Origin of the sequence: Brevibacillus sp. IT-7CA2, assembly GCF_949767855.1 — a bacterium.
Lineage (GTDB): Bacteria > Bacillota > Bacilli > Brevibacillales > Brevibacillaceae > Brevibacillus.
Genome location: NZ_CATKQT010000005.1, coordinates 53,291 through 68,236 on the forward strand (window position 1 = coordinate 53,291; position 14,946 = coordinate 68,236).

At 49.8% G+C, this 14,946-nt stretch carries 14 protein-coding genes; 1 reads left to right on the forward strand and 13 read right to left on the reverse strand.

Translation table 11 applies throughout. The features are described 5' to 3' along the window. Positions 1-75: 75 nt before the first annotated feature. From ACM6JA_RS03345 to ACM6JA_RS03405, 13 genes are all read right to left on the reverse strand, one after another. A complete protein-coding gene (locus ACM6JA_RS03345; protein ID WP_414851190.1) occupies positions 76-1,251 on the reverse strand; it encodes a sensor histidine kinase in 1,176 nt (391 codons plus the stop codon). Positions 1,252-1,453: 202 nt separating this feature from the next. Continuing rightward, entirely contained in the window at positions 1,454-2,818 is a 1,365-nt protein-coding gene (locus ACM6JA_RS03350; protein WP_414851191.1) for a serine hydrolase domain-containing protein, read from the reverse strand. Positions 2,819-2,823: 5 nt separating this feature from the next. Next, positions 2,824-3,714 (reverse strand): serine hydrolase, encoded by an 891-nt coding sequence (locus ACM6JA_RS03355; protein ID WP_414851192.1) that lies wholly within the window; start codon positions 3,712-3,714, stop codon positions 2,824-2,826. A gap of 70 nt (positions 3,715-3,784) precedes the next feature. Continuing rightward, complete coding sequence (locus tag ACM6JA_RS03360; protein WP_414851193.1) at positions 3,785-5,428, reverse strand: peptide ABC transporter substrate-binding protein; 1,644 nt, start codon at positions 5,426-5,428, stop codon at positions 3,785-3,787. Positions 5,429-5,651: 223 nt separating this feature from the next. After that, positions 5,652-5,933: a DUF2325 domain-containing protein gene (locus ACM6JA_RS03365; protein ID WP_007729617.1), complete on the reverse strand. Its 282-nt coding sequence runs from the start codon at positions 5,931-5,933 to the stop codon at positions 5,652-5,654. Positions 5,934-5,969: 36 nt separating this feature from the next. Beyond that, positions 5,970-6,164, reverse strand: coding sequence for a YezD family protein (locus ACM6JA_RS03370; RefSeq protein ID WP_414851194.1), 195 nt, complete (start codon positions 6,162-6,164; stop codon positions 5,970-5,972). A gap of 335 nt (positions 6,165-6,499) precedes the next feature. Further along, positions 6,500-7,465 (reverse strand): ABC transporter ATP-binding protein, encoded by a 966-nt coding sequence (locus ACM6JA_RS03375; RefSeq protein ID WP_414851195.1) that lies wholly within the window; start codon positions 7,463-7,465, stop codon positions 6,500-6,502. Further along, positions 7,455-8,441 (reverse strand): ABC transporter ATP-binding protein, encoded by a 987-nt coding sequence (locus ACM6JA_RS03380; RefSeq protein WP_414851196.1) that lies wholly within the window; start codon positions 8,439-8,441, stop codon positions 7,455-7,457. The genes ACM6JA_RS03375 and ACM6JA_RS03380 overlap by 11 nt, the downstream gene beginning before the upstream one ends. A 308-nt stretch (positions 8,442-8,749) precedes the next feature. Further along, positions 8,750-9,676 carry an oligopeptide ABC transporter permease gene (gene opp4C / locus ACM6JA_RS03385; protein ID WP_414851197.1) on the reverse strand — a complete coding sequence of 309 codons (927 nt, stop codon included), beginning with the start codon at positions 9,674-9,676 and terminating at the stop codon, positions 8,750-8,752. An 11-nt stretch (positions 9,677-9,687) separates the two neighbouring features. Continuing rightward, the gene (locus ACM6JA_RS03390) at positions 9,688-10,644 is read right to left on the reverse strand and encodes an ABC transporter permease (RefSeq protein WP_007729598.1); all 957 of its coding nucleotides are present in this window, start codon (positions 10,642-10,644) and stop codon (positions 9,688-9,690) included. A gap of 86 nt (positions 10,645-10,730) precedes the next feature. Then, positions 10,731-12,479, reverse strand: a complete 1,749-nt coding sequence (locus ACM6JA_RS03395; RefSeq protein WP_414851198.1) for an ABC transporter substrate-binding protein — start codon at positions 12,477-12,479, stop codon at positions 10,731-10,733. A 165-nt stretch (positions 12,480-12,644) separates the two neighbouring features. Next, a complete protein-coding gene (locus tag ACM6JA_RS03400; protein WP_414851199.1) occupies positions 12,645-13,589 on the reverse strand; it encodes a phosphotransferase family protein in 945 nt (314 codons plus the stop codon). 14 nt (positions 13,590-13,603) lie between these two features. Further along, positions 13,604-14,260 (reverse strand): TetR/AcrR family transcriptional regulator, encoded by a 657-nt coding sequence (locus ACM6JA_RS03405; protein ID WP_414851200.1) that lies wholly within the window; start codon positions 14,258-14,260, stop codon positions 13,604-13,606. A 117-nt stretch (positions 14,261-14,377) separates the two neighbouring features. Between ACM6JA_RS03405 and ACM6JA_RS03410 the strand changes: the two genes are divergently transcribed. Continuing rightward, positions 14,378-14,749, forward strand: a complete 372-nt coding sequence (locus tag ACM6JA_RS03410; RefSeq protein ID WP_414851201.1) for a hypothetical protein — start codon at positions 14,378-14,380, stop codon at positions 14,747-14,749. The last annotated feature ends 197 nt before the right edge of the window (positions 14,750-14,946 follow it).

Sequence of the window (14,946 nt, forward strand, 5' to 3'; positions counted from 1 at the left end):
TCTCTATTATGGCTTGGATTGGGCATAGAAAGCAAAACAAAGACAAAAGCGGCTGCCTGATTGGCAACCACTTTTTTAAAATTCTTTTGCTGGAGGGACTGCGAATAGGATTTCTACTTTCGTCCCTACTCCTACTGTCGATTGGATATTGATCTTCCCGCCCATTTCTTCGATGAGCTTTTTGCATACCGACAGTCCAATCCCGGTCCCTTTTTCCTTCGTTATATAAAAAGGTTCGAATAAGTGCTTTTGGCGTTGCTCGGAAATCCCGTATCCATTATCCTCAATCGTCATACTTACAAATGATTGCAGCGGAGATGTTTCCGTATAAATGGTGACACATCCATTATGGGCTACCGCATCCATTGCATTCTTAATCAGATTCAGGCAAATTTGCTCCACATAGGAAGGGATCGCCCACACCTGAACATGCGGCTCTTCATAAGCAAAGGACAACCGCACATCTTTCTCCATCACGTAATGCTTCGCAAGCTCGTGCACATGCTCCATCAAAGGACGAAGCTCGACGATCTCATTTTGACTGTTCCCCGTTTCATTTTTGCGGGCAAGAATCAAAAAGCTCGTCACCAGATTATTCAAGGACTGCATCTCGTGCTGGCAAATTTGAATGTACTGTTCAAACATCTCCCACCCTCTGCTGCGACCATCGTGCTCTATCGTTTTTCGCATAAGCTGCAAAAACCCATTCACCGCTGTCAGAGGATTGCGTATTTCATGTGCCATTCCCGCTGCCATCTGCTCAATGATCCCGATTTTTTGCCGATTCAAATGGCTGATCATTTGATCCTTGCAGGCCAAATATCCGCGCATCGCATGGTAGTAACGAATGTTTAATATCTCATGCAGGCGAGACAGTAGCGCATCTCTTATCTCGGCATCCGTACAGGAATGTCTCACACGCTCAAAGATAAGCTGGCGTAGATTGTATAACGTTTGCAGCAGTACTTCCTTTGAAATGTCTCCTTTTGCCCATGTCTCCCCCCAAATGTAGGACTCCACAGACAGTGCGTACAAATACTCGGCGTACTCTTTCTCTTCGGAAAACAATTGCTGCATGACATCCGTCAACATACCAGAAATTCCCATGCGCTGCTGCTGTTCATATTTTCGATAGTAATGGGAAATCGGTCCGCCAAACGAAAGCATGTCCGTCATATGCCCTTCCACGACATCTTCCATCGACAAGAGCAACGACGATAGCCATCTGTCTTTCGCCGCTATCCAATCCATCCTATTCGTCTCCCATTGTTCCTAGATTGCCCCTGCCTTTTTTTCCCATTAGAGAAGAACAATTCGCTAGCAACGGGTGGGTTCCCTTTTGGGGAAGAAAAAAAGGATAAGAACCCTGAGGATTCCTACCCTTGTTTTCCCTTTTAACTTGGCGATTTTGTGGATTCCCTCGTCAACTGACGTAATCCGTAGCTCATCCTCGCTATTTGCCCGTCTTCATCCCGGATAAACTCAATCCAAGGGATGGAATCTTTTTTTGAAAAACAAAGCTGTCTTTTTGTACTGGTATCAGTGGATACGAGAGACCATCCACCGCAAGGAATAGCTTGCCTTCGCTTTTGGCTATCGATGCGCTTACCCATTCCTGCGAAGAGTAGCGACCCTCGTACAATGACAACTGCTCATCTGTGACCTCGTATGGATCATATGCAAAGACCGGTGCTCCAGCCGGCCTTGCAAAATAACTGTTCAAAAAGCCGAGGACCAACTCTCGGACGCTCACTCCATCGAGATTGACCAGGATCACGCCCGTAATCCCTTGATCCGGAACCGAAAAAATGTGCGAGCTGATTCCCTTCAGCGATCCACCATGCTCTACCAGTAAGCCATCTGGAAAGGCAGGCGAGACCATCAGACCATAGCCGTAGGAGCGGTGCCCGTCCACACGAGCAAAGGGAGTGAGCATCTGCCGGACGCTATCGGCAGACAGAATCGATGTCGGGTTTCCCACTGCCCCCAAACGAAAGACTTCCAAATAAGCGAGTAGATCACTCACAGTCGATTTGAGGAAACCGGCTGCTCGCATCGCTGGGGCATCGTGCCAGATGGGTGCTGCAATGATTTGGTTTTCGTCCTCGATTTTTTTGTTGGTATACAAAATCGTGACGTCATCCTTGTCAGCCCATTCATCCACGGAGAAAACGGTTCTGTCCATACCCAGTGGCTGCAAAATATGCGTCGTAACGTAGTTTTCATACGTCTGGTTGCTGACCCGTTCAATGATCGCCCCCAAAAGCCCGTACGCATCGTTGTTGTAGCTAAAGGCACCCCCTGGCTCTGAGAGCGGCTTCCCTTCGAATCCAGCAATCGCTTCCATGACTTCTTCGTACGTATCCAGATAAGGCACTGTCTTCAGTTCTTCCTCCGCCTTGGTGCCAATGACAGCAGGATCATTCTCCATACTCCTCCTCATTGCGCCGTCTAAGTAAGGCATGGGCGCTATTCCAGGCGTATGTGTCATGAAGTGATGTATCGTCATGCGTGCTGTCAGCTCGTGGTCGCCCGCCCGAAATTCAGGCAAATATTTCACGACCGGATCGTGGACAGACAACTTGCCAGCCTCCTGCAGCTGCATGATCGCAACGCAGGTAAACGATTTGGTGATGGATGCGATGCCAAAAACGGTGTCGCTGGAAAGTGGCAGTTGCTGTTCTCTGTCACGAAAACCGAACGTCCCCTCGTACAAAAGCTCACCATCACGTGCAACAGCAATAGCGGCGCCCGGAGCCTTTGCCTCGTCCAGCAGCTGCTGTGCATACGCCTGGAACTGTTCCTTCCATGCCGTCATTTTCATCAACTCCCCATCGCTTGCTCATAAATCGCTTTTGCAACACGGGCGATAGTTAGCTCTGCGGCTTCTTTGTCAGTCACATCGCGTGATAGTGCCGTGATCGCTATCATTCCTTTTCCTTCAGGCAAATAAATGATGCCCGCATCATTGACGACTGCATTGACTGTCCCTGTCTTATGCGCCACCTTTGTTCCTTCTGGCAACAAGTACGGCAGACGGCTGTTGTAATGCTGACGTCGCATGATGTCCAGCATGAGCTCACAGGAGGCTTCCGTGAGAATTTCTTTTCGCGCAATCATGATAAGCAGGCGGTTTAGCTCGGCTGGTGTCGCTACGTTATTATCACGGGTAGGCATCGATACATCGTGGATCAATTCGTAATTGCCTGACTCTTCCCGTCGCATGAACTCATCGAACCCTGCTTCCGAAGGTGTAGGCTCGTTCATACCCACACAGTGGTTGAGGAGCTCCCAGCAATTATGCCGCAAATGAATCTGCGAAAAACCCAGCTCATGCATGTGCTCATTCACCTTGTCGATGCCGCCGATCAGCTCGATGATTTGGTCCGTCGCATAGTTATCGCTGACAATCGTCATCAGTGTCGCCAAGTCTTTGACTGTTAAGGCCGCTCCGGCATCCAGCTCTTGCAAAATGCCTGACCCCGGCACGCGATCCTCCCATTTTAGTGTCGCACGCTGATCGAGGCGAATGCGTCCTGCTTCCACCTCGCGCATCAAGGTGACCATGATCGGAATTTTGAATGCACTCGCCAGTTGAAACAACTCTTCATCCAGATGCCCTGCTGTCTCTCCTGTTTCCAGATGCACAGCTGCGATTCCAAAAATACCGGGCGCTTCCTTCAGCACGTTTTCTACTGCTTGTTGCCATGTCATGAAAATCCCTCCCCCATCGCTCGCGAAACGGCCCACACATGGATTTTTATGTCGGCCATTTCTTTCAGCGCTATTGTTCTTTGTATCCCCACTTGAAGTCGATGTAGCCCAAAGGATCGACGGTGATGCCTTTTACCTTTTCATTTTGTACCCATGAATTGACGCTGGAGTACACACCTGTAACCGGCATTTCTTCCATCAAGATGCTCTCCGCTTCGACCAGATACTGATTTCGTTTGGCCTCATCTGGCTCGGCGTACGCCTTTTTCACCAGCTCTACGTACTTCTCGCTAAACCAGAAGGTAGAGTTATTGGAGCTGTACTTCTCCATCATCAGCTCCAGGAAGTTGACGGAGTCGTTGTAATCTCCCGTCCAGCCTGTTCGGGAAATCATGTACTTCCCTTGCTCCTGATCGTCAAACATGACCTTCAATTCTTTGTTGATCAGCTTGACGTCCACACCGAGAGATTGTTTCCATTGAGCCTGCAATGCTTCGGCAATCTTCTTGTTGAGGTCGGAGGTATTGTAAAGATAGGTGATTTCGGGCAGCTTGGTGATGCCCGCCTCCTTCATTCCTTCTGCTAATAACTGTTTCGCCGTCTCCACGTCGTTATCCTTGAAATATCCTTCCGGCTTCAGGGAGGCGGAAAGTGGGACGAAGCCCATCAAGGGAGTCTGTCCGGCCTGACCAATATTTTCTGCGATGTCACTGCGGTTGATCGCGTAGGAAAACGCTTTGCGGATTTTGCTATTCGTAAATGGCGGCTTCTCCGTCTGGAACAAGAGATAGTAGTTGGTGGCACGTTGCATGGTTTGCAGCTTGCCTTCATCGCGCAACGGTCCAATGGCATCCGCAGGCAGACCACTAATCGGGCCGCCAGCCCAGTCCAGCTCGCCGCTATTGAACAGCTCCAGCTCAGTATTGGTATCTTCAATCATGGAAAACTCGATTTCGTTAAACTTCACGACATCTTTGTCCCAATAGTGCTCGTTTTTGGCCAGCTCAATCTTGTTTTTATGCTCCCAATTCACCAGCTTGAAAGGCCCATTGGTCACGATGGACTCGGGCTTTTTCGCCCAATCAGGATTGGCTTCTACCACCTTTTGGTTGACCGGATAGTAGAAGGTCGCAAGTGTCAGGAAGTAAGGGGTAGGGTTTTCCAAGGTGACTTGCAGTGTCTTGTCATTGACGACTTTGATGCCGACATCCTCCACTTTCGCCTTCCCTTCGAAAAAGGCGCGGGCATTTTTGATCGGATAGTACTTGTAGGCGGAGCCGCTGGCTGTCTTCGGATTGAGCACGCGCATCCAGCCGAAGGCGAAATCTTGAGCCGTAACCGGGTCGCCATTGCTCCACTTGCTGTCGCGTAAAGTAAAGGTGTACACCTTTTTGTCCTCCGATACTTGAATGTTGGATGCAACGGAATTGACTGGCTTGCCATCCTTGTCCAATCGAACGAGCCCGTCGTACAGCGAACGGATGAACGCACCAGAAATCACATCGTTTGACATGCCTGAATCAAGTGTTTCAGGCTCCGCGGCATTCATGCGCAACATCTGCTCTGTCGCAGGCTGCACAGTTGCCTGCTGTGCTGGCGCTGGTTGCTGCTGGTTGTCTGGTGCGGTTTGAGTCGGCGTATTGCCGCTGCTACAGCCTGCAAATAATCCCGTAAGCAAAACGAAGAGACTTGTCATGACAACTGGTCTTTTCATGCTGTACCCCCTTGTTTGAGTCGGATAACCGATTATTGAATGAATATTCTGCAAATTTCGTGCCATTCGTGTTTTCCGTTGTTCTTTTGTTGATTTTATTCAGTGCTGAATACTTTTACCCGTGTTGGTCCGACAAGTTTCTACCAGTAGTCTCTGTCACGCAAAAAAGAAGTATTCATCCTTGAATACTTCTATTCATCCGCGCATATTTGGAATGTCCTCTCTAGCTTATTGCTGGTTCATACATGGCTACCGCATCACATGACCGTCGGCAAAAAACGATCGGGACGTGCTTTTGCTTCGCCAGCTTCTTTATATTTTTACTCAAGCTATGACTCACGAAGTTAATAAAGACAAGAACAAGCTCCGTATCAGAAGGAATCGTCGCCTTCACATCGGATTTTTTGCGGCCAGATACGTGATAGACATTCTGGAACCCTTTGTTCTGCAACAAGCTCTCGATTTCTGCTACCCGATCTCCTCCTACCACAAGAACGCCTGCCATAGTCCTTCCTCCTCTCTTTTTTCCACACCTTTTCTTCTATTTTCCGGTCCGCGCTTGCGAAATCTTTGTCTCAGGCTTTTCCGCAGGGAGTCTGTATTTCTCCGTTCGTTCAATCTGAACGACCTGTGAATCGTGAACCACAATATGTATGGAGCCGTATTCCAGACCATCCAGTGCGCGCGTGATTTTCTCTAATAAGAGATCGTCTAGGGAAATCTCATTTTTTGCCATGGGAAGCCCCCCTCCTGTTTCGCCAAAATTATTACACATTAACCCTACCTATTTACTATGATTTACGTTCTGATAATACCTCTTGATCCCCATAACCGTCAATGTCAAACAGTTTGGGCAGCAAGAGGCTTTTCTCACCTCATTTTCCTTCGATTGACGAAAGCCCCCTGCGCAACTAGACAGCTTGGTTGTCTTTGTCCTCGCGGGAGCTTTCGGTCGACCGATCAGCTAATCATTTAAAAACCGATATGTTTACTATGATATGAAAATATTACCATATAATTCTGCTATCGGTCAATGCCCCGTGCAGTTCTTCATACCCCCATTGATTCCCGTTACACCAAGTGACAGGCGACAAATCTGTCGGTGCTAACTTCGCGAAAAGCAGGTACTTCCTGTCGGCAAATGTCCTTCACAAACGGGCAGCGCGTGTGGAATGTGCACCCTGCCGGAGGATTCGCCGGACTTGGCATGTCTCCCTGCAGGACGATGCGTTCCCGCTTTTTCTTCGGAATCGGCAGCGGTACAGAGGAGAGCAATGCTTTGGTGTACGGATGAAGCGGCTCCAAAAATAACTCATCCCGAGGTGCCAGCTCCAGCAATGCCCCCAAATACATAACGCCGATCCTCGTGCACAGATGCTCCACAACGCTCAAATCATGCGAAATAAATAAGTACGTCAGCTTCCTTTGCTCCTGCAACTCTGCAAACAAATTGATGATTTGGGCTTGGATCGACACATCCAGAGCAGATACTGGCTCATCCGCGACGATAAAATCAGGGTTCATCATAATGGCCCGTGCGATGCCGATCCGTTGACGCTGACCGCCCGAGAACTCATGCGGATACCGATCGACATAATACGGCGCCAATCCACATAATGCCATGACCTCTAAGACTCTTTCCCTGACCTCCGCTTGTGGGAGCAGCCCATGATCAAGCAGCGCTTCCCCCAGTGCTTCTCCGATTCGGACGCGCGGATTCAGCGAGCTGTACGGGTCTTGAAAAATATATTGCATCCGCGGGCGCAAAGAACGGAGCTCTTGGCGATTCAAGGCGTGCACATCGATACCCTGGAAGCGGACTTCTCCCTCTGTCTTTTCCAAAAGGCGCAGAATGGTGCGACCTGTCGTGCTTTTTCCGCTGCCGGATTCACCGACTAGCCCGAATGTCTCCCCTTTTTGGATGGAAAAGCTGACGTCATCTACCGCTTTTACATGGCCGATCGTCCTGCCTAAAAGCCCTCCGGTAATCGGGTAGTATTTTTTCAATCGGCGTACTTCCAGCAAGTTATTGTCCACGGGCGATCTCCTCCTCATACAGCCAGCACGCGACCTTTCTGCCGTCTCCCCCATCGCGCAAAGGCGGCTGCTTCACCCGGCAAATGTCCAAGCACTGATCGCATCGGTCAAGAAAATAGCACGATTTACCGAGTGTCGTCGGATTCGGTACTTGACCAGGGATGGAATACAGCTTGGCTCTGCGTTGATTCAACACAGGCTTGGAGCGAAGCAAGCCTTGTGTATACGGATGCTTCGGCTCCTCGAACAGCTCAACGACAGGAGACACCTCTACCACTTTCCCTGCGTACATCACGACCACATGATCGGCCATTTCCGCAACAACACCCAGATCATGCGTGATAAAAAGAATCGCAGTTTGGGCTTCCTCCTTGATTTTGCGCAGCAGATCGAGAATTTGCGCCTGAATGGTCACATCCAAAGCAGTCGTCGGCTCATCGGCGATCAGCAGGCGGGGATTGCAGGATATTGCGATGGCAATCATAATGCGTTGCAGCATGCCCCCGCTCAATTCATGGGGGTACGATTTGGCGATTTCTTTTGCCCGCGGGATTCCGACTAGCTCGATTAGCTCAACGGCTCGCGCTTGGGCTACTTTTTTGCTTAGACCATGATGCTCCACGATCGGCTCCATGATCTGCTCACCGATGGTCAGTACGGGATTGAGTGACGACATCGGCTCCTGAAAAATCATTGCCAGCTCATTGCCGCGGAGCTTTCGCATTTCTTCTTTGCTGACTTTTCGCAGATCACGGCCTGCAAACCATATCTCACCCGAAACGATATTGCCTACCGCCTCTGGGATTAGTCCCATCAATGACATGGCTGCCGCGCTTTTACCGCAGCCCGACTCGCCTACGATGCATACTGTCTCTCCCTCATGGACGCGCAGATCGAGGGCATCGACTGCTTTGACCACGCCTTGTTCGGACTTGAAGTAAGTGCTTAAATTTTGGATTTCTACTAAAGCATTCATGCTTGGCTCACCTGCCTTTTCTTATAAAAGTAGCTGTAGTGGAAGGGGAGAAGTGATTTCCAGTCTACGCTTCGGCCTACGCCCCGTAAGGGGTCACGACTGTCCGCTTCGAAAAAAATGGCGGGAGTGCTTCAAACGTAGAGGTTTCAGGGAAGTAGTCCATAAGTGAAGCTGAAATTCCCCGCCATTTTTTCCGAAGCTGGGATGGGCTCCAGAGGCGCTTGGACTGAAAATCACTTCTCCCTGCGCTGCTTCAGTATTCTCTTGATAGTAAATTCAAGAAAATAAAACCAATTCAAAAGCACCCCTCAACGCCTCTGCTTCGGGTCCAAAGCATCCCGCAATCCATCCCCCAACAAATTAATCGAGATGACAGTAGCGAAAATAGCAATACCCGGAGGAACCCACAGCCACGGTCTTTTTTGAAAATCGATCAAGGTATTCGCTGCATCCATCATATTGCCCCATGTTGGCGTTGGCGGAACGACACCGAGGCCGAAGTAAGATAATACGGATTCGCTCAGGATCGCACCGCCGACGTTCAAGGTGGCAACGACAATCAAGAGCGGTGTCAGATTGGGCAGCAAATGGAAAAATAGCTTGCGCCTGTCGCGCAGACCAAGCACTTCTGCCGCTTGCATGAATTCACTTTCACGCAGGGTGAGCATCTGGCTGCGGACCATTCGCGCCAAGCCGGGCCAGCCGATCAGGCTTAGCATGACCATGACGATGTAAATGCGGTAGTCGGTCGGGATTTTCCACTCGGAGAGGACTGCGCCCATAATAAACAAGAGCGGCAGACCGGGAATGGTCATGAGTACGTCTGCTACCCGCATGATCACTTGATCGACCCACCCACGGTAAAAGCCAGCCAGTGCCCCGAGAAGAGCGCCAATCGAAACGGAGAGCATCATGGAAGCAATGCCGACTGTCAGCGAGATTCGGCCAGCCTGCATCAACCGTGTCAAAATGTCTCTGCCTAAACTGTCCGTCCCGAGCCAATGGGAGAAGCTTGGCGGCTTGTTGATCATGGTCGTATTAATCTTGCCGGATGCGTACGGAGAAAAAAACGGACCGATGAAGCATACCACTGCCATGACGATTAAAAACACAAGGCCAACCATGGCCAGACGCTTCTTTTTCAGTCGCAAAAACGCCTCGTGCCACAAGGAAGAACGTAACGCTACCTGCTCCGGTCTCGTCACCTCCGCTACTTCACTTACCGTTGATGCCATCGTTTTCCCTCCTATTTCAACCGAACCCGCGGGTCAGCCACTCTGTATAGCAAATCAGCAGATAAGTTTCCGATGACCGTAAGAATCGCCAGGAACATCGTAAAGCCCATCAAGAGCGGGTAGTCCCGTACAGAAAACGCCTGCATGTACAACTGTCCGACACCGGGCCAGTTAAAGATTTTTTCCGTGATGATCGCCCCACCGAACAATGCTGGCAGCTCAAAGCCTAGCAGTGTAATGGCGGGCAGGAGCGCATTCCGCAGCGCGTGCTTGTGCAGGACGACTTTTTCCTTCAGTCCTTTTGCCCGGGCCGTGCGCACGAAGTCTTGTTGAATGACCTCTAGCATGTTCGTGCGGAAATAGCGAGTCAGCGTCCCCACGCTCAGCAAAGTCAGCACCATCACAGGCAAAAACATATGCTGAACCACGTCCCACGCATAGGCGAGACCTGTTTCCTTGCTGCCGATCGTCATCATGCCCCCTGCGGGAAACAGCTTGGCATCAACAGCAAACAACTTGATAAACAGTAGTCCAACGAAAAAGACAGGCAGCGACATCGCAGCAAAAACACCGATCGTCACGAGCGCATCGAACCAGGAATGTTGCCTTGCAGCAGACAGAACTCCGATTGAGATCGCGATCAGCCACGTAAAAAAGGTGGAGGTAATCGCCAGCAAAAACGAATTCCAGATGTAATCGTTCAACAGCGACATCACGGGCTGCTGGTACTGCAGGGAATAACCAAAATCGCCTTGGAGGGCGTTTTTCATCCAGATGAAATACCGTTCGACGACAGGCTTATCCAGCCCGTACATCGCTTTTAGCTCCAGCTTTCGTTCGGCTGTCAGCTTGGGACTCGTATCGACGAAATCACCGGGCGTTAGGGCATACAGGAAAAAAATCAAAATGGATGCGCCGAAGAGCGTCAATGCCATGTAAAAGACCCTTTTCAGGAAGTAGGACGTCATCGTTGGCCTCCTTTCATGCTTGGGAAAAAAAGAAAGCCCAGCCCCAAGGCCGGGCACAACATTCGTGAGTCAGTTACTCGAGCTTGTTACTCCATTTTGATACTAGGCAGGCTGGTCGAAATGCCCGTAAACGGATTCGGTTCCAAGCCCTTGATCTTGCCGTTGTGCGCAGACAAAATTTTGCGGTAGCCGAGGAAGATGTATGGTGGGTCATCGCTCAGCTCTTTGTACAGGTCTTTGTAGATCGCTTTGCGCTTCTCGATGTCCAGCGTAGATAGACCTGCTTCCAGCAATTCGTCTACTTTGGCATTGGAGTAACCATTCGTTCCGGTAAATCCGCTCTTGCCCTTTTTCGTCGAGAAGGCGTCTACACCGTCATCGGGATCGATCAGCATCGTGGTCGAAAACGAAGCGAGGTCGTGATCGCCTTTTTCCGTCCGTGCCAAAACGGCGTTGTAGTCCATCATTTCCGCTTCAAACTGGATACCCAGCTCTTTGTAGTTTTCTTTGGCAATCGGGATCAGCACCTCTCCCAGCTTTCCTTTTGTCGTGTAGTAATGCACGATCAGCTTTTGTCCGTCTTTTTCACGGATACCGTCCGCGCCCGGCTTCCAGCCCGCTTCATCCAGGAGCTGCTTCGCCTTTTCCGGATTGTAGGCGTACGGATTGACATCCTCCGAATATGCCCACGAAACAGGGCTGATCGGTACATTGGCGACTTGGGCGTATCCTTGGTAGGTCAAGTCCAGGATTTTTTGGCGATCCAGCCCGTAGATGAAGGCTTGGCGGACGCGCTTGTCTTTGAAAAATGGCTTGGAATGATTGAATTTGATGTACGAATAGGCACTGGATGTGTACAGATTGATATTCACGTATCCCAGCTCTTGCAACTGCTCAATGTTATCCGAGTTGACAGTAAAGGAGTTGTAATCCATTTCCCCTGTCTGGATAAACTGTAGAGCGTCGCCCTCGGTCGTCTTGTAGATAAAGTGCTCGACTTGCGGCTTGCCCGCGTAATAGTGTTCGTTTGCGAGATAGCGGACTTCTTGTCCAGGAATGTACGCCTCGAATTTGTAAGGTCCAGCTCCCAATGGTTTGCCGTGCAAGGTGCGGAGATACTCCAGATTGCCTGGTTTGTACTCCTTACCGTAGTACGCCTTGGAGAGCACCTGCCCGCCTAACAAGACGAGAGATTTGGCGTTCACTTTCTCCGTCGTGATCTGGATCGTCTGTGGATCAATCACCTTGATTCCTTCGATCGTGTTCGCTTTGCCTTCCTTGTATTCACGACCGCCTTTGATACTTGCTACAAAAATGTCCGTTTCGCCGTCGTACGTTTTGTCGTGCAGAATCGTCAGTGTAAAGGCTACATCCTCTGCCGTCAGCGGTGAACCATCACTGAATTTCAGATTCGGTCTCAGGTGGAACGTGTACGTGAGCTGGTCAGGAGATACGTCCCATTTTTCCGTGAGCTTGGGTACTGGCTTTCCTGTCGCATCGACATCCACCAGTGATTCGAAGATCGCTGAGGAGACGTTGCCATCATAGCCGTTGTGGTAAAAAAACGGGTTAAACACGCCTCCTGGCTCCGTCAGTCCCGCAATGAATGTATCAGTCCTTTTGGCTGCTGCTTCCGGCAGCTTGGATAAATCCGTAGCTAAATTAATGCCGTCTTTTATGTCTTGCACCTTGCTGGCAGCGGGTGCTGATGCTTCTGTCGACGGAGTCGCTGTTTGTGTCGAGGTAGCTGGCGCACTGCCTTCGGAGCTGCAACCTGTGACCAGTAGCGTCCCTAGCAGCAAAGTTGAAATGAATTGCGAAAGCCTTTTTTTCATGGTGATCCTCCTTCATATCCACTCACTCAGTAAAACCAGCTCCTCCGGTGGTCCGGTCGGATCAAAAGATAATAACTTATAATCCTTACCCGTTTACTATGAATTAGATTATAGGTATCGCCACCGGATCGGTCAACAGTTTTTTCCAAACAAAAAAAAACCCGATTATTCGAGGCTCTCATAAGTGGCATGTCTTTTATACGGAATGCCTAGTTTTTCACACGCCTGCATCACGAATAGAGAATGCCTCTCGCGCATGGTTTTCTCAATCCTTTTTTCCAATCCCCAATCAGATAGGTTCGAAGCTGGCCGCAGTGCGGCACACAAATCCCAGTACGGAAGCTGGGTGTAATCGAGAGTCTTGCTGGCAGATTGGTAGTAAAGGGTAAAATCATTCATGGCCTCCACTCCAAATGCCCACAAAATCTCCAGTCTGGCATTGCCGAGATCAGATAAGGGGTCGCCGATCGCAGCGTCCTCCCAATCGATGACAGCAGCCAGTTTTTCTTCCTTCCACATCGTATTTCCCGGCCAGAAATCGCCATGCAAAAGGGATACTACATTCGCTTGGGGCAGCGGCCAAACGAACGCCAGCACTTCGCGAATGAGTCCCTCATCCAATGAGTTGTCCAGAGTCGCAGGTCTTTTGTGGAGCTTCTCTGTTATCGCTTCTTCTTGTTTCGGCAAATAAGTGTCCGCCAGTCTAGAAGCGTCTACCGAATGGATGCGATTCAGCACCTCAGCTGCTTGCTGCAGAAAGCTGGACAAGTCTGCTGGCGCGGTGACTGTCTGTCCTTCTATGAATTCGATGACAAGGCACGGTGTGGGAAACATATCGCTGGATGCTTCGAGATGATAGGGAGTTGGAGTCGGCAAGCCAGCTGACTTCAGTATTTGCAAAAGTTTGAATTCATCTGATACGATCTGCGGATTTCGCTTGAGGTCAGCCTGACCATGCTCGCGGACGACTACTTTTTTCTGCGTGCCGTCAGGGGTCTCCATTTCTAGCGCGGTGACCTGTGCAGAAATCCCGCCTTTTAGCTCCCATGCACGAAGGAGCTTGGCTGACGGGTTCATGTTATGTACCAGGCGCGTCCATTTCTCATCCATTATTTTTTCCCCCTTTATGCTCCACTGTCTGATTGTTTGTACAGTCCTACCTTCATCATATCCATGTACGATTCTAATTCCGCAAAAAAGGATTGGACATGTGTAAAGCCTTTATCGCTGGCTTCGTAGTTTTCGCGGACGTACTTTTGCGTCAATGCCTCTACAGCCGACAGCAAAAAATGCAGTGCCTTCTGTGGATCGAACTGCGCTTTGATCAATGACGTATCGACTTGATCCAGAAACAAGGGAAGATATCGGGCATTGAACTGGGCCTCTCTATCTTCGATCTCAGCACGACATTCCTCGGGATAATCGAAAAAGGTCGCAACTGCCATTTGATAAATAGCTGGTTCCTCGGCAAAGAGGGCCATTTTCGCTTGGTTGACATGAAGAAACCGTGCAAAAAAGTCTTGCGGCGCCGCTTCCATTCGCGCCTGTATATAGGCAAAAAAACGCTCGATACAAGCATCGACAATCGCCAGAAACAGTCCCTTTTTATTCCCGAAAAAGTGGAACAGCATCCCCTTTGATACGCCTGCGTTCTGAACGATTTGATTGGTGGAGCCTCGTTCATAGCCTTTCGCGGAAAATTCAACAAGGGCCGCATTCAACAGCTTTCGCTTGTTCGGCTCTAACGTTTCGTCTTGCCAGATTCCTTTTATGTCCGTCACCTTCTCTCCGTTCTTTTTTGCCCTATCATAACGCATATTGACCAGGTGGTCAAAGCGGAGTTATACTTTCTTCGAAGACTTCATCATCCATATTCCACCACAAGGAAGTGATGTCTCATGACACGGACTTTGCCCGTATTCGCCCGTATCATCCTTGGATTGATTTTGCTTGGAGCAGGTGTGAATGGCTACATTGTCTTATTTGGATTCGAGCCTATTCTTCCAACTAGTCCTGCTGCCATGGAGCTTCTACAAGGGTATTTGCTAGTTCTGGTCAAAACCGTCGAAATCATCTGTGGATTGCTATTCCTGACTAACCGATTCGTCCCACTGGCTCTAACCGCCACCGCTCCTCTTGCTGTCAACATCTTGACGTTCCACCTGTTTGTCGATCCTGATATGCTCGCTATGGGACTGATTGTCGCGATTTTGGAAGTGTATTTGTTGTGGAGCTATCGTCGTAGTTTTCGTCAGTTGATGACGATGTAGACATACTGCAAGATGGATGTCTTCCTGGTGTAGTGGTCGGGAGAAGCCCTGCCACATGTTTTCCAGTCGCCTATATCCTCTCTACGTTCGGGCGGTCTCCTTCCAAACATGTGACAGTGCTTCCGGACAGCTATGGATTCTTTCGTGGGTTTAAAACGTTTTGCAAGTTAACTCTGGGAAAGCTTCTGAAAGATCAA